The sequence below is a fragment of the Pantoea sp. AS-PWVM4 genome (assembly GCF_000468095.1).
Classification (GTDB): domain Bacteria; phylum Pseudomonadota; class Gammaproteobacteria; order Enterobacterales; family Enterobacteriaceae; genus Pantoea; species Pantoea phytobeneficialis.
This window is the reverse complement of the sequence record NZ_ASZC01000002.1, coordinates 356,476-375,581: the sequence shown is the minus strand read 5'-3', so window position 1 is coordinate 375,581 and position 19,106 is coordinate 356,476. Positions and strand designations below refer to the sequence as shown.

Below are 19,106 nucleotides of genomic sequence, written 5' to 3'. Positions count from 1 at the left end.
CGGGTTTTTAAAAACAGCGGGAGATTAACCAATAAATTCAATACCGCCCATATACGGACGCAGAACTTCAGGCACTTCAATACGACCATCTGCCTGCTGGTAGTTTTCCAGCACGGCAACCAGCGTACGGCCAACCGCCAGGCCAGAACCATTCAGCGTATGGACCAGACGTGGTTTCTTCTCAGTCTTGCTACGGCAGCGTGCCTGCATGCGACGCGCCTGGAAATCCCACATGTTGGAGCAAGAGGAGATTTCACGGTAGGTATTTTGCGCCGGTAACCAGACCTCAAGGTCATAGGTCTTGGTTGAGCCAAAGCCCATATCGCCGGTGCACAGCAGCACTTTACGGTACGGCAGGTTAAGCAGTTGCAGCACCTTCTCCGCGTGACCAACCAACTCTTCCAGTGCCTGCATGGAGGTTTCCGGTGCGACAATCTGCACCATCTCCACTTTGTCGAACTGATGCATACGGATTAAACCGCGCGTATCACGACCGTAAGAGCCCGCTTCTGAACGGAAGCATGGCGTGTGTGCAGTGAGTTTGATCGGCAGGTTTTCTTCTTCGACGATCTCATCACGCACCAGGTTAGTCAGCGGCACTTCTGCGGTCGGAATCAGCGCATAGTTGCTGCTGCCCGCTTCTTCATCGAGCGGCTTGGTGTGGAAAAGATCTTCACCAAATTTAGGCAACTGGCCGGTACCATACAGCGTGTCATGGTTCACCAGATAAGGCACATAGGTCTCAAGATAACCGTGTTGCTCAGTATGCAGATCGATCATGAACTGGCTCAGGGCGCGATGCAGGCGAGCAATTTGCCCCTGCATCACCACAAAGCGTGAGCCGGTCAGTTTGACCGCAGACGCGAAGTCTAAACCTTTCGCCTGCTCACCCAATGAGACGTGATCTTTCACCTCAAAATCGAACTGACGAGGTTCACCCCAGCGCGCAACTTCGAGGTTTTCCGTGTCATCTTTACCCAGCGGAACTTCATCGGCGGGCAGATTGGGCAGCGCCAGAGCAAAATCACGAATTTCGTTCTGCAGGGCATCCAGTTCTGCTTTCGCGGCATCCAGGCGTTCGCCCAGCGCGTTCACTTCCAGACGCAGCGGCTCGATATCTTCCCCACGGGCTTTAGCCTGACCGATGGATTTGGATCGGGAGTTACGCTCAGCCTGCAGATTTTCGGTTTCTACCTGCAATACTTTACGACGCTCTTCATGGGAGCGCAGCGTTTCCACATCCAGTTTAAATCCCCGGCGTGCCAGTTTTTCTGCGACTGCGTCTGGCTCGTTACGCAGCAGATTGGGATCGAGCATGCTTATCCTGTGTAATTAAGGTTGATTGAACGAATGAAGTGATGCATCCCTCTGGAATGCATTGAATTCCTGGATCACCTTACCGTAACGCCTTTAGGAGCGGTAGCGTTTTATCGGGCTATTTTGATCCTGTTCAGCCAGCCAGGCGAGTTTTTCGCCAATTTTCCCTTCAAGACCACGATTGGTGGGATGATAGTAGCGTGTTTGTGCCATTTCTGGCGGAAAGTAGACTTCACCGGCGGCAAATGCATTCGGCTCGTCATGCGCGTAGCGATACTCCTTGCCCAGCCCCATCTCTTTCATCAATTTGGTCGGCGCGTTGCGCAGATGTTCGGGGACGTCATAATCCGGAAATTCGCGTGCGTCACGCATTGCCGCTTTGAAAGCGGTGTAAACGGCATTACTTTTCGGCGCACTGGCGAGATACACAATCGCCTGAGCAATGGCGCGTTCCCCTTCGGCGGGCCCGACGCGTGTAAAGCAATCCCAGGCCGCAATCGCCACCTGCATACCACGCGGGTCGGCATTGCCAACGTCTTCCGAGGCGATGGCCAACAGACGACGCGCCACATACAGCGGATCGCCACCGGCAGTGATAATACGCGCATACCAGTAAAGGGCGGCATCCGGTGCCGACCCCCTTACCGACTTATGCAAGGCTGAAATCAGGTCATAGAAGCGATCGCCTTTGTTATCAAAACGCGCGGCGCGCTCCCCGGAAACCTCATTCAGCAACTGCGGCGTCAACTCACGCTGGCCAGCGCCGTTGGTTTCCGCCATATCTGCCATCATTTCCAGCGTATTCAGCGCGCGGCGAGCGTCACCGTTCACCAACTCAGCAATCATGCGGCGCGTATTATCAGGCAATAAAATGTCGCTATTACCGTAACCGCGCGCGCTGTCCTGCATCGCCTGCTGTAAAACCTGCTCAATATCCGCAGTGGTTAATGATTTCAGCAGGTAGACGCGCGCCCGTGACAACAACGCTGAATTCAGTTCAAACGAGGGGTTTTCGGTGGTAGCACCTATAAAGGTGATGGTGCCATCCTCAATATGCGGCAAAAACGCATCTTGCTGGCTTTTGTTAAAGCGGTGCACCTCATCAACAAACAAAATGGTGCGACGGCCAACCTGGCGATTTTGCCGGGCGCGTTCAATCGCTTCACGGATCTCTTTCACGCCGGATGTCACAGCGGAGATGCGCTCAACATCGGCTTTGCCATAATGGGCGATGATCTCGGCCAGGGTGGTTTTCCCTGTCCCTGGCGGCCCCCACAAAATCATCGAATGCAGATGCCCCGCCTCAATCGCACGGGGCAACGGTTTACCTGCTGCCAGCAGATGTTGCTGACCGATGTATTGTGCCAGCGTCACTGGCCGCATACGTGCGGCCAGTGGCTGAAACTCATTGCTGGAGGAGAAATCCAGGGAAAGATTACTCACCGTGACCTCACTGACGTTGATCGTCTACCGTTACCCCTTTCGGCGGCGTAAAGGTGAATTTATCCGGGCTAATTGCCCCATTGGTCTGACTTTTCAGCTGATAGCTGCTGCGCTGTCCATCCTGTTCAATCGCACTGAATTGATTGATGGTGCCAGATGGCGTGACAGTGATGGTGAACTGCTTGAGATTGCCGTCGCTACTTTTCGGCGTCAGCTCAAAATTATCGCCCTGCTGTTTGATGTTGTACTGCTTCCAGTCACTCGGCTGGTTACGGGCGATCAACATAAACGGGGTGTTGCTGGTGGCATTTTTCAGCCAACTGGCGCTAACCTGCTCGACAAACGGATTGTAAAACCACAGGGTTTTACCATCGGAAATGATCACGCTTTCGTCCGGTGCCGTCATATGCCAGTTAAACAAGCTGGGACGTTTTACCCACAACTCACCTTCACCATCTTGCACGTTCGCTCCGCTACCATCAGTCACTTTCTGGCTAAAGCTGGCATGGAAGCTATTCACTTTATTCAGACGCTGCTGCAAATCGCTGGAAGCATCAGCCAGCACGGAAGCGGAAAGAAAAGAGGCCAGCAGACCGCAGGCAATCACGCGTAATTTCATCTGATTCGATTCCTTATTCATTGTTTCCCGACACTTACTGCATTAAACGTAGTTGCCGCACTGTCTCTTCGACAGGAGAAAAAGCCGAAAGCTCCCGTTGATATGGGGATCGACTGCCAGATAAACAATGGGCCAGTAAATACTGGCCCGGGATTAACTGTTGGAGAGTAAGCAGTTACATCTCATGCGGCGGTGGCGACAGCACCTCACGGTTACCATTATGTCCAGGTTCAGACACAATCCCCTGCGCTTCCATCTGTTCAATGATGCGCGCGGCGCGGTTATAACCGATACGGAATTGGCGTTGCACACCAGAAATCGATGCACGACGCTTATCCACCACAAAAGCCACCGCCTGGTCGAACAGCGGATCCAGCTCTTCATCGCCTTCCAGACCGGCGGCACCGCCTTCGTTCTCCTCGCCTGCCGTGATGCTATCGATATACTGTGGGCGACCACGCGCTTTCCAGTCCTGCACCACCGCATGAACCTCCTGATCGCGAACAAATGCGCCATGTACACGCATTGGCATCGACGAGTTGGGCGGCATATACAACATATCACCCATGCCGAGCAGCGATTCCGCACCGCCCTGGTCAAGGATGGTACGCGAGTCGATTTTACTCGATACCGTAAAGGCGATACGTGTCGGGATGTTAGCTTTGATTAACCCGGTAATCACATCCACTGACGGACGCTGGGTCGCCAGCACCAGATGGATACCTGCCGCACGCGCCTTCTGCGCCAGACGGGCAATCAGTTCTTCCACTTTCTTGCCTACCGCCATCATCAGGTCGGCAAATTCATCTACCATCACCACGATGTAAGGCAGTTTTTCCAGCACTGGTGGCGTGGTGTCCATACTGTCACCAGGCTTCCAGAATGGATCAGGAATCGGACGGCCCATCGCCTCAGCCTGTTCCACTTTTTCGTTGTAACCGGCAAGGTTACGCACGCCAAGCGCAGACATCAGCTTATAACGACGCTCCATCTCACCCACACTCCAGCGCAGCGCATTCGCCGCATCTTTCATGTCAGTCACCACTTCTGTCAGCAGGTGCGGAATGCCTTCATACACCGAAAGCTCCAGCATTTTCGGGTCGATCATGATAAAGCGCACTTCTTCCGGCGTGGCTTTGTACAGCATGCTGATGATCATGGCGTTCACGCCGACCGATTTACCCGAGCCGGTGGTACCCGCCACCAGTAAGTGCGGCATTTTTGCCAGGTCGGCCACCACCGGCTGACCGGCAATATCTTTACCCAGCACCACTGCAAGTGGGGAAGGATTGTCGCGGAATTTGGCGCAATCCAGCACTTCACGCAGGTAAACCGTCTGACGATGCTTGTTCGGCAGTTCCAGACCAACATAAGGTTTGCCGGGAATCACCTCAACCACACGTACCGCCACCGCCGACAACGAGCGGGCCAGGTCACGCGACAGGTTGGAAATACGCGCGGCTTTGACGCCAGGTGCGAGGTCCAACTCAAAGCGGGTGATGACCGGCCCCGGCGAGATACCGACGACCTCCGCCTTCACGCGGTAATCAGCAAGGCGCGCTTCTACCAATCGCGCCGTTTGCTCCAGCGCGAACATATCTACCGGCTCTTCTTCCGAGGGTGGTGGCGTCAGCAGATCCAGCGTGGGCAACGGCGTGGATGGACGCTCCAGCGGCTGTTCATGGCGCACCAGGAAGGGATGGAACAGGCTATCGTGTACCGATTTGGCCGGTTTCTCTTCCTCAACCGGTTCCGCTTCTTCAGCGGCTGACCACGGGCTGCTCTCTTCATCGAAGGACGGCATCACCTCCGGCTGCGGCGCAACCGGCTGCTGCCACTGTGCAGGCGCAGGAGCTTCAGGTTCTGGCGTGGCCGCAATGGTGAATAACGGTTCACTCGGGCTGTCATCCACCAGATCTTTCATCGGTGAGAAATCAAAGGCCGACGATGTGTCGAGATTAAATACCGGCCCTTCATCCGCTTCAGCTTCTTTTTCTGCACGGTAACGCTGTTGCTGCTGTTCAGCAAACTGACGCGCCAGTTGTGCCTGCTGCAACGCATCTTCGTCTTCCGCATCCGTGTGCCAACTTTCGCCATAACGCTGCTGCTGTTGAGACTGAAATGCGTCACGCAGTTGCGCTTCCTGTAACGCCGCAGCATCTTCTGCCGCAACAGGATCCAGCGCGGCGCTAGCCTGCTGTTCTGACTCTTTAGCTTTCTCTTCAGCCATCCGCTGTGACGGGAGCTTGATGCCATAAGAAGCCAGCTCACGGCGCGTGGGTAATTTCACCGGGTTCGGACGAGGCAGCTCCGGGCCAATACCCTGTTTAACCTGCGGGTTGTAATCACGCTCCGGCACCACATCGAAAGCAGGCGTATAAGGCGCACTGGAAGCAGCAACTTTTGCCGCTCCGGCGGCCAGCGCCACACTGGCGGTGGTATTGAGCGCGGAGGGTGCCTGCGCAGCATCCTGCCAGTTCCCCATCCTCGGGCCATCGTCCTCGTCAACCGGTGAGAACGGCGAGGTTTCCGCCGGCACTTCAAAACGGTACAACGGCGGCGCGGCGGGAGTTTCAGCCACCACCGGTGTTGTCGGAGCAGGAGGAACCGTAGCCGCAGGCTGGACCGATTGCACCACCGGCTGCGGCGCAGCGGGCACAACCGCTGGCGACGTTGTCGGTGGTACTACGGGTTCCTGGCGAGCCGCTTCGCTGCTCACCGCAATCGCTGCTGCCGTAGCGGCACTGGCTTTCGCCAACAGGGGAGCATCCCCGGCAGCATCAAGCGGTGCCTCATTCACCTTACGCGGTTTTGCCAGCAGCACATCATCGTCATCAGATGCAGCCGCACGCAACGCGGGTACAGCCTCATCGGCCGGCTCCTGCTCGTCCTCGTATTCATCTTCTTCCTGCCAGGGTTCATCCTGGCGGGAGCGATTGCTGGCAAATGTCAGCACGCCCATCACGACACCGCCGATTCTTTCGGCAATCGTTAACCATGACCAACCGGTGTAGAGGGTAATCCCCGCCGCCCAGACGCACAGCAGCGTTAAAGTGCCACCTGCGGAGCTGAACCAGGGTGCCATCGCGTTGCTGATCAGGCTGCCGATCACACCGCCGGAGGCGAAATACCAGATGTCGTCAGCGTTAAGCGCCGCCAGACCACAGGTGGTTACCACCAGCGCCAGCACGCCAATAAGACGCAGCCCCACCGCAAAGTAATCGATGTAGTCGTGACGATCGCGCTGACGGAAAGTAATCCAGCACAAGCCAATAATGACCGGAGGAATGGCATAGGCCATCACGCCGAAGATAAACAGCAAGGTGTCGGCTAGCCATGCACCGACGCTGCCACCCAGATTGTGGATAGGCTCGTGCCATGCCGTTTGCGACCAACTGGGATCGGAAGGGTTAAAACTGACCAAAGAAACCATCAGATAGATGGCAAACAGGGCCACAAGGATAAGCAACGCTTCAAGCAGCCGACGTCCGCTGCTCAGCGGTTGTAATGAAACGTCTTTGTCTTCTGTATATTCCTGGCTCAAGAGAACTCTCCAGGTGCCTGTAAATTAAGAAGGCAACAGCGTCGGGCTGGCCCGACGCTGGTCCTGTATGAATTCACAGGAGTGTACCGAAATCCTGCACGCTTTGCACCTGCCCTGCGTTAACGGGTTTTGATCACCAGGCGATTGCTCTGTTTGACCTCTTCCATTACCACATAGGTGCGGGTGTCGTTTACGCCCGGCAGGCGCAGCAAGGTCTCACCCAACAGCTTGCGATATGCTGACATATCCGGCACACGGGTTTTCAGCAGATAGTCAAAGTCACCGGAAACGAGGTGACACTCTTGAGTTTCCTCAAGTTTTTGCACGGCGGCGTTAAATTGCTCAAACACATCTGGCGCGCCACGATTCAGAGTAATCTCAACAAATACCAGCAGCGAAGCATCGAGATAGTGCGGGTTGAGCTGTGCGGTATAGCCAAGAATGAAACCCTGACGTTCCAGGCGACGAACACGCTCAAGACACGGCGTCGGCGATAATCCAACACGTTTCGAAAGCTCGACATTGGAAATACGACCGTCTTTCTGCAATTCATTCAGAATGTTTCTGTCGATACGATCCAGATCTTTTCCGGGGCGCTTCTTATTGTCTACCATTATTATTGTCTCTCTTAATTCCTTCCCTTAACCTGCCACACCCTGAAAACATTCATTGCTCAGGGCCTTACTCGAAGTGAAGACGATAAGCCTGTGCAGTAATGCGACCATCCGTATGACGCATGTTGTCTGTCCACATCATGCGTCATTACCAATGTCAGACTGTTTAAATCTGGCGAAACAAACCAAAACAGGTATGAAATTCTGTTTTGCATCGCTAAATCCTCTTTGCTTCTGACAATGTTTTCGCAAATGCGCAGGCGATTGTCAAAGTAAAACATCCAAATTCAGTACAAGATGCCAGACAGAGTGCTGGGTTCCTGTTTTCTAATGAGATTTTTTATACAGCTGCACCACGAATTACCGAGCATTGCCCCCTTTTGGCGCAATCCGCGTGCAGAATTCCTTCTCATCGTCTACGCCGCTCGCAGCGATTGTTAACAAAATTGCTGAAGACTTTTTTTGCGGCGGCAATTTCCCTACAATCGCTAGCTATGTTGTCAGACAAAAAACTGAGGAACACATGAGTACGGCCAAACACAGTAAGCTGCTCATTCTGGGCTCCGGCCCTGCCGGTTACACCGCTGCAGTCTATGCCGCGCGCGCCAACCTGAATCCGGTATTGATTACCGGTCTGGAAAAAGGCGGTCAGCTCACCACCACCACCGAAGTGGAGAACTGGCCAGGCGACCCGCACGATCTGACAGGTCCATCGCTGATGGAACGCATGCACGAACATGCCGAAAAGTTTAATACCGAAATCATTTTCGACCATATTCACACGGTCGATTTGCAGAACCGTCCTTTCCGCCTGACCGGTGACAGCGGCGAGTACACCGCCGATGCGCTGATCATCGCGACCGGTGCTTCCGCCCGTTATCTCGGCTTGCCGTCAGAAGAAGCGTTTAAAGGTAAAGGCGTATCGGCCTGTGCAACCTGCGACGGTTTTTTCTATCGCAATCAGAAAGTCGCGGTCATCGGTGGCGGCAACACCGCCGTGGAAGAAGCGCTGTACCTGGCGAATATCGCTGCTGAGGTGCATCTGATTCACCGTCGTGACAGCTTCCGTGCCGAAAAAATCCTTATCGACCGCCTGATGGAAAAGGTACGCAACGGCAATATCGTGTTGCATACCGACCGTACGCTGGACGAAGTCGTGGGAGATCAGATGGGCGTAACCGGTCTGAAACTGTTGTCAACCAAAGGTGACGCTGCTGAATCGCTGGAAGTGGCCGGTCTGTTTGTCGCTATCGGCCACAGCCCCAACACCGCCATCTTTGAAGGCCAGTTAGCCCTGGAGAATGGTTACATCAAAGTTCAGTCTGGTCTGCATGGCAATGCGACCCAGACCAGCATCCCTGGCGTGTTTGCCGCGGGCGATGTGATGGACCATATCTATCGCCAGGCAATCACCTCAGCAGGCACCGGCTGTATGGCGGCGCTGGATGCAGAGCGTTACCTGGATGGTTTGGTTAAAAACGATAAGTAACTTGTTAATAACCTGATCATATTTGCTGAAGGCGACCTGTTTTGGTCGCCTTTTTTATTACCTGCGTGCTACAGTTCATGCGCCTGACGTTGTTGGGTTTTTTGCTTCGCAACGACTTCTCTTCTGAGTAATTGAACGGCTTCGTATGAACAAATCGCGGCAACAGGAACTTCTCCGCTGGCTCCGCCAGCAACGTCATCACGGTGCGCGTAGTTTGCGTCTGGTTTCTCTATTGGGATTTGCCAGCGCCCTGGTGATTATCGCCCAAGCCTGGCTGCTCGCCACGCTACTTCAAGCCCTGATCATCGCCCATCAACCTCGCACGGAACTGTTGAGCCAGTTTGCCCTGTTGCTACTGTGTTTTGTGCTGCGTGCCGCGCTGAATTATGGCCGCGAAATGGCAGGCCAGCGCGCCGGAATGGCGATTCGCCGCGCCTTGCGTCAGCAGGTTCTGGACCGTCTGAATACGTTGGGTCCGGCATGGATTCAGGGCAAGCCCGCCGGTAGCTGGGCCACCCTGCTGCTGGAGCAAATTGAGGAGATGCAGGAATATTACGCGCGCTATCTGCCACAGATGTCGCTGGCGGTGTTTATTCCCTGCGCCATTCTGGTGGCGATCTTCCCGATTAACTGGGCGGCTGGCCTGATTTTACTGGTTACAGCACCCTTGATTCCGCTGTTTATGGCAATGGTCGGTATGGGCGCGGCCGATGCCAACCGCCGCAATTTCCTTGCGCTGGCGCGTCTGAGCGGTGATTTCTACGATCGTCTGCGTGGCCGTGAAACATTGCGCCTGTTTGATCGCGCCAGTGCAGAACAACAGGCCATCACCCGCAGCACCACCGATTTTCGTCAGCGCACCATGGAAGTTCTGCGTCTGGCCTTCCTCTCTTCGGCGGTGCTGGAGTTTTTTGCCTCCCTGGCGATTGCCGTGGTCGCGGTGTACTTCGGCTTTTCCTATCTTGGCGAGCTGAATTTTGGTCATTACCACGGCGGCGTCACGCTGTTTGCCGGTTTCCTGGCCTTAATCCTCGCGCCCGAATTCTTCCAGCCGCTACGCGATTTAGGCACTTTTTATCATGCTAAAGCCCAGGCGGTGGGCGGTGCCGATGCACTGGATCGTTTCCTGCAAGAAAGCCCGGAAGTGCAATCTGACGAATCAGGCGAGCCGTTCACCTTCTCCGCCCCACTACAACTAACAGCCCAGGATCTGGTGGTTATGACGGCCAAAGGGGAGTCACTGTCCCAGCCGTTGAGCTTTAACCTGAGCGCAGGTAAACGGGTCGCGCTGGTAGGGCAAAGCGGTGCCGGTAAAACCGCGCTGATGAATGTCCTGCTCGGCTTTCTCCCCTATCAGGGATCCCTGAAAATTAATGGTCGCGAGTTGCGTGATATGCCACGTTCAGACTGGCAACACCATCTCGCCTGGGTCGGCCAAAACCCGCACCTTCCGGCTGCCACCTTGCGCGACAATGTGCTGATGGGACGCACCGTGAGTGAGGCTGAACTGGAAAACGCCCTCAATCAAGCCGGGGTCACTGAATTTCTGCCGCGTTTACCTCAGGGGCTGGATACAACGCTCGGCGATGGCGCAACCGGCTTATCCGTCGGCCAGGCACAGCGCATTGCCGTTGCGCGTGCCCTGCTGAAACCGGCACAACTGCTGCTGCTCGATGAACCCGGTTCTGGCCTGGATAGCCAAAGCGAGCAGCGCGTGATGAGCGCCCTGAAACAGGCCGCTACGCGGCAAACCACCCTGATGATTACGCACCAGCTCAGCGAGCTCGCCAGTTGGGATGAGATCTGGGTGATGCAAAACGGCCAACTGGTGCAACAGGGTGACTGGCAGCAGTTGCATCAGCAGGAAGGTCCGTTGCGTGAGATGGTGCAACATCGCCAGAGGGAGATTGCCTGATGCATAGCCTGATGCCTTTTTTACGTCTGTGGCGACGCCATCCGTGGCGTCTTGGTCTGGGGATCGTGCTGGCCATCGCCACGCTGTTAGCCAGCATCGGCCTGTTGACGCTCTCCGGCTGGTTCCTCGCCGCCTCTTCCGTGGCAGGCGTGGCCGGTTTGTACAGCTTCAACTACATGTTGCCCGCCGCTGGCGTGCGTGGTGCAGCCATTATTCGCACTGCCGCCCGCTATTTTGAGCGTCTGGTCAGCCACGACGCGACCTTCCGCGTATTGCAGCATTTGCGTGTCTTTACTTTCAGCAAATTAATTGCGCTGGCACCGCAACAACTGGCGCAGTTCCGTCAGGGTGATTTGCTGAACCGCTTTGTCAGCGATGTCGATACGCTTGACCATCTTTATCTGCGTGTGATCTCCCCGCTGATTGGTGCGGCGGCGGTGATTCTCGCCGTGACGCTGGGATTATCCTGGCTGGATGTGCCACTGGCGCTGCTGCTGGGCGGTATCATGTTAGCAACCTTGTTGCTGATGCCACCGCTGTTTTGGCGCGTTGGCGCAGCGGCAGGTCAGCGTATTGCACGCCATCAGGCCAACTGGCGGTTACAGCTGACGCTGTGGCTTACTGGTTTAGCCGAGTTGCAAATTTATGGCACGGCCGCACGCTGGCGCGCGCAACTGGATCAGGAAGAAACCGACTGGCAGCAGGCACAACGTAAACAACACCGTTTACAGGCGCTGGCGCAAAGTTTGTTGCTACTTATCACCGGTGTGACGGTCACGCTGTTGCTGTGGATCTCTGCGGCAGGCGTCGGTAACGATAGCGCGCCTGGCGCGTTGATTGCGTTGTTCGTCTTCTGCGGATTGGCGGCCTTTGAAGCACTGGCACCGGTCGCAGGTGCGTTCCTGCCTCTGGCGCAGGTCACCAGCGCGGCACAGCGGGTACAGGAGATTATCGATCAGCCTCCGGCTATTCGTTTCCCGAGCGCCAAAATCCACTCCACACCCGGCATCAGCCTGGCACTGGATAATATTCAGTTCAGCTATCCACAACGCCCTGAAGCGGTTTTGAATCATTTTTCCCTGCATTTGCAGCCAGGCGAACATCTGGCGCTGCTTGGGCCAACCGGTTGTGGCAAATCCAGCCTGCTGGCATTGATTACCCGGGGTTGGGAAGCGCAACAGGGCAGCATCACGCTGAACGGCCAGCCTCTCGCGAACTGGGATGAAGCCTCGTTGCGTCAGCGCATTAGCGTGGTGACACAACGGGTGCATCTGTTTAGCCAGACCCTGCGCGACAATTTGTTGTTGGCAGCACCGACGGCAAGCGATGAACAACTCATCGAAGCCCTGCATCAGGTCGGCCTCGGCCATCTGGCGGATCACAGCGAAGGTCTGAATGCCTGGATGGGAGAAGGTGGTCGCCCTCTTTCCGGTGGCGAACTGCGTCGTCTGGCGATTGCGCGCGCGGTGCTGCATGGTGGCGATTTATGGTTGCTGGATGAACCAACCGAAGGTCTGGATGCTACCACTGAGCAACAAATTCTGACGCTATTGCAGCAGGTCAGCCACGGCAAAACCCTGATTATGGTGACGCATCGTCTTAGCGGCCTGACGCACATGGATCGTATTTGCGTGTTGGACCAGGGACAAATCATTGAATCAGGTACCCATGACGAATTAATCTCAAAAGCAGGACGCTACTGGCGTTTCCATCAACGGTTTGCGCTATAGTCTTAGCGAACTGCCGTAAGGGTGATTAACGCAATGAGATTGGTTCAACTTTCACGCGATTCGCTGCATTTCCCGCCTCCGGAAATGGCGCTACGCGAGCCAAATGGCTTGCTGGCGATGGGGGGTGATCTCTCCCCTGCTCGTCTGATGAATGCGTACCAGCGTGGTATTTTTCCGTGGTTTTCGCCCGGCGACCCGATTCTCTGGTGGTCGCCCGATCCGCGCGCGGTGATGCTACCGGAATCATTCCACCTCAGCCGCAGTATGGCGCGTTTTCACCGTCAATCCCCCTATCGTGTCACCATGAACCAGGCGTTCGCGCAGGTACTGGAAGGCTGCGCCAGTAATCGTCAGGAAGGCACCTGGATCACCTTCGAGGTCAAACGCGCCTGGCTACGGTTGTATGAACTGGGCCATGCGCATTCGGTTGAAGTGTGGCATGAACAACGTCTGGTCGGGGGGTTGTACGGGCTGGCACTGGGACAGATTTTTTGTGGCGAGTCGATGTTCAGCCGCCAGGAAAATGCCTCCAAAACCGCGTTGTGGGTTTTCAGTCAGCATTTTCTGCAACATCATGGCCGACTGATTGATTGCCAGGTACTGAATCCCCATACCGCCTCGCTGGGCGCCGTAGAGATTCCGCGCGTGGATTATTTGCAGTATGTACAAACCCTGGCATGGCAGCCTGTTTTAGCGGGTTGCTGGCAAACACAAACCCTTTTTTGAGCGCTGGCGCAGATGTTTTGCACACAATACGCAGTGAAAGTGATATAATAGTCGAGTTTGGTATGTCGTCCGCGCTTCGCTGTGGCGAGCCGGAATTGCCAGGCTGGGAAAGTGACTGTTTTCCCGAAGCTGTTTCAGTTGCGCATCAGAGGCCAATTGCTACAGATTCTTAGCCCGCTAATCCCCCGCAGACGTCAAAAACACCCGAATTTATCCGTAATGCACGCGCAATTGGCGCGACGCACGGCGAAGTGTTGGCAAAATCACCAACGTTTCTTTACATAAATCATGGAATTCGGCATTATCTTGCCGGTTCAACAGTTTGGTAGTTCACCCAGAGGATTCGATGGCCAAAGAAGACAATATTGAAATGCAAGGTACCGTACTGGATACGTTACCTAACACCATGTTCCGCGTAGAGCTTGAAAACGGGCACGTGGTTACCGCTCATATCTCCGGTAAAATGCGCAAAAACTACATCCGCATCCTGACGGGCGACAAAGTGACTGTCGAGTTGACCCCGTACGACCTGAGCAAAGGCCGCATTGTCTTCCGTAGTCGCTGATTTGTTGTTCACGTCACGCGTTTTCTGAACGCGAAAAAAGGCCGGATTTGTATCCGGCCTTTTTCATGCGCAATCCGTAGCGGCGCGATGCAGGCATATAAAAAAGCCCCCCTGATGCAATGCACCAGAGGGGCTTTTGACCTGCAAGGCTTTTAATTAATGCACGGTACCTTCGGTTTTGCGTTTTTCCGCACTCAGGAAGTGATACGTCAGCTGGTTTTTCTCTTTATCCAGCGCGACGGAGACTGAGCCACCATCTACCAGTGAACCGAACAACAGTTCGTTGGCGAGCGGTTTTTTCAGGTTTTCCTGCACGGTACGCGCCATTGGACGTGCACCCATTGCTTTGTCGTAACCTTTTTCAGCCAGCCAGTCACGCGCATCATCGCTAACTTCCAGCGACACGCCTTTCGCATCCAGCTGAGCCTGAAGCTCAACAATAAATTTATCCACCACCTGATGAATCACCTCAGTCGACAGGTGACGGAACCAGATAATGTTGTCGAGACGGTTACGGAACTCCGGCGTAAAGATCTTTTTGATCTCTTCCATCGCGTCAGTGCTGTTGTCCTGCTGAATCAGACCAATCGATTTACGCTCGGTTTCACGGACCCCGGCGTTGGTGGTCATCACCAGCACCACGTTACGGAAATCGGCTTTGCGACCGTTGTTATCCGTCAACATGCCGTTATCCATCACCTGCAACAACAGGTTGAACACATCCGGATGTGCTTTCTCGATTTCATCCAGCAACACCACGGCGTGTGGATGTTTGATCACCGCATCGGTGAGCAAGCCACCCTGGTCAAAACCGACATAGCCCGGAGGCGCACCAATCAGACGGCTGACAGTATGACGCTCCATATATTCCGACATATCGAAACGCAGCAGCTCAATGCCCAGCGCTTTCGCCAGCTGCACCGTCACCTCGGTTTTACCTACCCCGGTCGGACCGGCAAACAGGAAGGAACCTACCGGTTTACGTTCCTGGCCAAGACCCGCACGGCTCATCTTGATGGCTTCAGTCAGTGCCTCGATGGCATTATCCTGACCAAATACCAGCATTTTCAGACGATCGCCGAGGTTTTTCAGCGTATCGCGATCGGTTGCCGAGACGCTTTGTTCCGGAATACGCGCAATACGCGCAACCACCGTCTCAATATCCGAGACATTGACCGTTTTTTTACGTTTGCTGGCTGGCACCAGACGCGCGCGCGCGCCCGCTTCATCGATCACGTCGATTGCCTTATCAGGCAGATGACGATCGTTGATGTATTTCACCGCCAGCTCCACCGCCGCACGGACCGCTTTGGCGGTATAGCGAACATCGTGGTGCGCTTCGTATTTCGGTTTCAGACCGTTAAGGATTTGCACCGTTTCTTCAACCGACGGTTCAGTGATGTCGATTTTCTGGAAACGACGCGCCAACGCCCGATCTTTCTCAAAAATGTTACTGAATTCCTGATAGGTGGTTGAACCCATCACGCGGATTTTACCGCTGGAAAGCAACGGCTTGATCAGGTTCGCTGCATCCACCTGACCACCCGATGCCGCTCCCGCACCAATGATGGTGTGGATTTCATCGATGAACAGAATGCTGCTGTTGTCCTGCTCCAGCTGCTTCAGCAGCGCTTTGAAACGTTTTTCAAAGTCACCACGATACTTGGTGCCCGCCAGCAGTGAACCGATGTCCAGTGAATAGATGGTGCAATCTTTCATCACTTCCGGCACATCGCCCTGCACAATCCGCCAGGCAAGGCCTTCCGCAATCGCGGTTTTACCGACACCGGATTCCCCCACCAGCAGCGGGTTGTTTTTACGGCGACGGCACAATACCTGAATAGCCCGTTCCAGCTCTTTCTCGCGGCCGATCAGCGGGTCTATCCCACCGACTCGAGCAAGCTGATTAAGATTGGTGGTGAAGTTTTCCATACGTTCCTCCCCGCCTGCTTGCTCTTCGTTAACCGGATTTTCCGCATTCTGTGCCTGGCCAGGCTCGTCTTTACGCGTACCGTGGGAGATAAAGTTCACCACATCGAGGCGGCTCACTTCGTGTTTACGCAGCAGATAAGCCGCTTGCGACTCCTGCTCGCTGAAAATGGCGACCAGCACATTGGCACCCGATACTTCGCTGCGCCCGGATGACTGGACATGGAAAACCGCACGTTGCAGCACGCGCTGGAAGCTGAGCGTCGGTTGCGTATCGCGCTCTTCTTCACTGGCAGGCAACACCGGTGTGGTTTGTTCGATGAAGGCTTCGAGTTCCTGTCGCAGAGCCACGATATCCACCGTACAGGCTTCCAGTGCCTCTCTGGCCGACGGGTTGCTGAGCAGAGCCAGCAACAGATGCTCGACGGTCATAAACTCATGACGGTGCTCACGCGCTCTGGCGAAAGCCATGTTTAAACTGAGTTCCAGTTCTTGATTGAGCATTAGGCACCTCCCCCAATTATCGCTCTGACGACCTTTCCCCTATATGGAGACGGTTTCAGGCTTTTTCCAGCGTACACAGCAACGGATGTTCATTATCTCGTGCGTAATTGTTCACCTGGGCAACTTTGGTTTCCGCCACTTCCGCAGTAAATACACCACAGATCGCCTTTCCCTGGTAGTGAACTTTCAACATCAGCTGCGTTGCACGTTCAACATCATAAGAAAAGAACTTTTGCAGAACGTCAATAACAAATTCCATAGGTGTATAATCGTCATTATTCAGAATGACTTTATACATTGAAGGCGGCTTTAACCCTTCGCGTACTTTGTCTTCGGCCAGATGTTCAAAATTAAGCCAGTCGTTTGTGTTTGCCATAATGTTCCGTCGAAATTCTGCGTTACGGTTGTGCGCATTTCTGCGCTCACACCTAAAGTTTAACATGTCTGTCAAGCCATTTTCCCATTACTAAAAAATGGCCCTGAAAGCACATGCGCGACCTGTATCACAAAATTTGCAATAGCGTTAACTGCCTCAAATTTTGATGAATTTCCCCCTGCGCGCCCGGGTCGTTTGCTTGACGATAAGGACCGTTTCTCTACATTCTACTTACACAAGCTGAGTGAGTTTTGAACAAGCTCGACTCACAGCTTCAATGACCTCACCTACTTATCAAAATGTCTTGCGAGGGAAGTAAAAGCATGGAGACGGGTACTGTTAAATGGTTCAACAACGCCAAAGGCTTCGGCTTTATCTGTCCGATTGGCGGCGGCGACGATATCTTCGCACACTACTCCACGATCCAGATGGAGGGATACAGAACGCTGAAAGCCGGCCAGCAGGTTCAGTTTGATGTCCATGAAGGGCCAAAAGGCAATCACGCCAGCCTGATTGTGCCGGTGGAGACATCGGTGCCGGTATAAACCTGCGCCACTTCATCCATTCTGACCACTCCCGAAAAAAAATGCCAGCCAGTGATGCTGGCATTTTTCTTTTGAGAATTTTACGTCCTCTTCCGACAAGATTTCGCCGTGAAATCAATCGGCCTTGCCATGTGCCAACCAAATTACCCGTGAAAACAAGGTATCCAGCAGGGACGGAATCGACGCCGGTCCACGTTCGGCAGCAGCCATCGCGACAGCAATCGCCAGCTCCGGCTTAGAACTATGATGAATCGCTTTAGTGATAATACGCCGGGCGTTCATCGGTACGTTTAACGGCAGGTGCGCTGTTTGATGATAAATGTCACTAAACCCATGCTTATAAAAGAAGTTCTCAATATCCAGCGCCGGTAGCATCGTCAGGTGATCGACATCATGTTCATGCGCTTGTAACTGGCTGCGCGTGGTCGCCGCATATTTCTTCCCGGCATCATCGCCATCGGTCAACACATGCCAGGCTATCCCCATACGGCGGGCAAATTTCAGCAATGGTTTCAGGCCGGACTGGGCAAACTCAATCACCTTCACCCCTTCCGCGGCAAAGTGATAACCGCTCTGGCGTGCCAGTTCATTAATAATCCACACCTCCGTCTCCCCCTCCACCAGCAGCCAGCAGCGCGCAAACAGGGCCGAGGGGCGATTGACGCGAATATGGAAACCAATCCGACGGCTCTCCTCCGCACTCAGCCCCTCAGGGCCGATGCGCCAGGCCGCAACCCGTGTCGGTTCACGTACCAGACGACAAACACTCTCCAGCGGTACCTGAGACAACAATTCACCTGAATTGGTGGTAGCGATTTTTTGCACTGGCATCAGATCCAGCAGGTTCCACGCCACCGCCAGCATAATGGGATGGAGGCGAGTTTCCGGGTCCTCAACCAGTAACATGGGGCGAGCGCCGACCGGTAGCGCAGCGTTGCCGTGCGCCTGAATCAACAGCGAAAACATGCGTAACAGAATGACCTGGCGGCTGCGCGATTCAGTACCCGCAATCAGATGATTGAGCTTATCCAGAGAACGCCAACCCTCTCCCCCGTTTCGGGCTTCCGGCGATACCCTGGCCATGTTGCCCCCCGGATGCTGGACCAAAAAGTAATGCTCCAGCAATTGCTGCATCGTATGCAGCCCCTGGCGCAGCAGTTCATCGCTCAGCATTTGTGGCCTTGAAACCAGATCACGCGTCAGTTTATCAACTTCCAGCGCCAACTCGCTCAGGGTACTGGCACGTTGCACCGGATCAGTCTCCACCTGACGCGCCCGACGGCTAAAGCGGGCATCGCGCACGCGCAACACCGGGTAAAAGGTTCTTAAGTGGACCAGCGCCTGCGCCGTCCCGTCCAGCGGTAATACATCGCCGCGCGCATCAATAAAGCGATGGGTGGTTTTCACCTGATGCTCCTGCCGCTTACCGCGTGCGCTGAAGCACAGGTAACGTTCGTCACCATCACGTTGCCAGAACGGCTCCAGTACCGGCTCTTCATCGTGGCTTTCGCCGCGAAAACGGAATACCAGCTGTAACTGGTGAGTGCGCGCCTCAAGATCGCCTGGCGGGAAGTGGAAGTCGTTTTCGGTGAAGAGATAGGATTCGGTAGCGGGAGCCAGCAACAGCGTCAACGCATCCAGCAGACTCGATTTCCCCCAGGCATTTTCGCCAATCAACAGATTGGTCGCAGTCAACGACAATGAGAGTCGATTTATCCCGCGAAAACCATATATATCGATATGTTCCAGAATCATCGCAGCATCCATCCTGTTCTTTGCCTGAGCATGGT

The 19,106-nt window shown here is 54.6% G+C and carries 14 protein-coding genes; 6 read left to right on the top strand and 8 right to left on the bottom strand.

The window, feature by feature from the left end; translation table 11 throughout:
- Nucleotides 1-24: 24 nt before the first annotated feature.
- The 5 genes from serS to lrp form a co-directional block, all read right to left on the bottom strand.
- On the bottom strand, nt 25-1,317 hold the full coding sequence (gene serS, locus L579_RS01905) for a serine--tRNA ligase (RefSeq protein WP_021182595.1): 1,293 nt from the start codon (nt 1,315-1,317) through the stop codon (nt 25-27).
- Nucleotides 1,318-1,410: 93 nt separating this feature from the next.
- Entirely contained in the window at nt 1,411-2,760 is a 1,350-nt protein-coding gene (locus L579_RS01900) for a replication-associated recombination protein A (protein ID WP_021182594.1), read from the bottom strand.
- Nucleotides 2,761-2,767: 7 nt separating this feature from the next.
- On the bottom strand, nt 2,768-3,379 hold the full coding sequence (gene lolA / locus L579_RS01895) for an outer membrane lipoprotein chaperone LolA (RefSeq protein WP_021182593.1): 612 nt from the start codon (nt 3,377-3,379) through the stop codon (nt 2,768-2,770).
- 175 nt (nt 3,380-3,554) lie between these two features.
- Nucleotides 3,555-6,923 (bottom strand): DNA translocase FtsK 4TM domain-containing protein, encoded by a 3,369-nt coding sequence (locus L579_RS01890; RefSeq protein WP_021182592.1) that lies wholly within the window; start codon nt 6,921-6,923, stop codon nt 3,555-3,557.
- Between the two features lie 119 nt (nt 6,924-7,042).
- Entirely contained in the window at nt 7,043-7,537 is a 495-nt protein-coding gene (lrp, locus tag L579_RS01885; protein WP_006118610.1) for a leucine-responsive transcriptional regulator Lrp, read from the bottom strand.
- Nucleotides 7,538-8,060: 523 nt separating this feature from the next.
- Between lrp and trxB the strand changes: the two genes are divergently transcribed.
- From trxB to infA, 5 genes are all read left to right on the top strand, one after another.
- A complete protein-coding gene (trxB, locus tag L579_RS01880; RefSeq protein WP_021182591.1) occupies nt 8,061-9,026 on the top strand; it encodes a thioredoxin-disulfide reductase in 966 nt (321 codons plus the stop codon).
- Nucleotides 9,027-9,171: 145 nt separating this feature from the next.
- A complete protein-coding gene (cydD, locus tag L579_RS01875) occupies nt 9,172-10,941 on the top strand; it encodes a heme ABC transporter permease/ATP-binding protein CydD (protein ID WP_021182590.1) in 1,770 nt (589 codons plus the stop codon).
- Nucleotides 10,941-12,671: a heme ABC transporter ATP-binding protein/permease CydC gene (cydC, locus tag L579_RS01870; protein ID WP_021182589.1), complete on the top strand. Its 1,731-nt coding sequence runs from the start codon at nt 10,941-10,943 to the stop codon at nt 12,669-12,671. Before cydD ends, cydC begins: the two co-directional genes overlap by 1 nt.
- A 33-nt stretch (nt 12,672-12,704) precedes the next feature.
- Nucleotides 12,705-13,397 carry a leucyl/phenylalanyl-tRNA--protein transferase gene (gene aat / locus L579_RS01865; RefSeq protein ID WP_021182588.1) on the top strand — a complete coding sequence of 231 codons (693 nt, stop codon included), beginning with the start codon at nt 12,705-12,707 and terminating at the stop codon, nt 13,395-13,397.
- A gap of 346 nt (nt 13,398-13,743) precedes the next feature.
- Complete coding sequence (infA, locus tag L579_RS01860; RefSeq protein WP_002211347.1) at nt 13,744-13,962, top strand: translation initiation factor IF-1; 219 nt, start codon at nt 13,744-13,746, stop codon at nt 13,960-13,962.
- A 156-nt stretch (nt 13,963-14,118) separates the two neighbouring features.
- On the opposite strand, the gene clpA is transcribed toward infA, so the two are convergent.
- Together clpA and clpS are read right to left on the bottom strand one after the other, a co-directional pair.
- A complete protein-coding gene (gene clpA, locus L579_RS01855) occupies nt 14,119-16,395 on the bottom strand; it encodes an ATP-dependent Clp protease ATP-binding subunit ClpA (protein WP_021182587.1) in 2,277 nt (758 codons plus the stop codon).
- A 55-nt stretch (nt 16,396-16,450) separates the two neighbouring features.
- Nucleotides 16,451-16,771, bottom strand: coding sequence for an ATP-dependent Clp protease adapter ClpS (clpS, locus tag L579_RS01850; RefSeq protein WP_021182586.1), 321 nt, complete (start codon nt 16,769-16,771; stop codon nt 16,451-16,453).
- 323 nt (nt 16,772-17,094) lie between these two features.
- Between clpS and cspD the strand changes: the two genes are divergently transcribed.
- Nucleotides 17,095-17,316, top strand: coding sequence for a cold shock-like protein CspD (cspD, locus tag L579_RS01845; RefSeq protein WP_013508492.1), 222 nt, complete (start codon nt 17,095-17,097; stop codon nt 17,314-17,316).
- Nucleotides 17,317-17,430: 114 nt separating this feature from the next.
- On the opposite strand, the gene L579_RS01840 is transcribed toward cspD, so the two are convergent.
- Nucleotides 17,431-19,071 carry an ATP-dependent nuclease gene (locus tag L579_RS01840; RefSeq protein WP_036624812.1) on the bottom strand — a complete coding sequence of 547 codons (1,641 nt, stop codon included), beginning with the start codon at nt 19,069-19,071 and terminating at the stop codon, nt 17,431-17,433.
- Nucleotides 19,072-19,106 lie beyond the last annotated feature (35 nt).

Excerpts from the sequence above, each read along its gene's own strand:
- serS (WP_021182595.1), bottom strand. The coding sequence starts at position 1,317 with ATGCTCGATCCCAATCTGCTGCGTAACGAGCCAGACGCAGTCGCAGAA.
- lolA (WP_021182593.1), bottom strand. The coding sequence starts at position 3,379 with ATGAAATTACGCGTGATTGCCTGCGGTCTGCTGGCCTCTTTTCTTTCC.
- lrp (WP_006118610.1), bottom strand. The coding sequence starts at position 7,537 with ATGGTAGACAATAAGAAGCGCCCCGGAAAAGATCTGGATCGTATCGAC.
- trxB (WP_021182591.1), top strand. The coding sequence starts at position 8,061 with ATGAGTACGGCCAAACACAGTAAGCTGCTCATTCTGGGCTCCGGCCCT.
- cydD (WP_021182590.1), top strand. The coding sequence starts at position 9,172 with ATGAACAAATCGCGGCAACAGGAACTTCTCCGCTGGCTCCGCCAGCAA.
- cydC (WP_021182589.1), top strand. The coding sequence starts at position 10,941 with ATGCATAGCCTGATGCCTTTTTTACGTCTGTGGCGACGCCATCCGTGG.
- aat (WP_021182588.1), top strand. The coding sequence starts at position 12,705 with ATGAGATTGGTTCAACTTTCACGCGATTCGCTGCATTTCCCGCCTCCG.
- infA (WP_002211347.1), top strand. The coding sequence starts at position 13,744 with ATGGCCAAAGAAGACAATATTGAAATGCAAGGTACCGTACTGGATACG.
- clpA (WP_021182587.1), bottom strand. The coding sequence starts at position 16,395 with ATGCTCAATCAAGAACTGGAACTCAGTTTAAACATGGCTTTCGCCAGA.
- clpS (WP_021182586.1), bottom strand. The coding sequence starts at position 16,771 with ATGGCAAACACAAACGACTGGCTTAATTTTGAACATCTGGCCGAAGAC.
- cspD (WP_013508492.1), top strand. The coding sequence starts at position 17,095 with ATGGAGACGGGTACTGTTAAATGGTTCAACAACGCCAAAGGCTTCGGC.
- L579_RS01840 (WP_036624812.1), bottom strand. The coding sequence starts at position 19,071 with ATGATTCTGGAACATATCGATATATATGGTTTTCGCGGGATAAATCGA.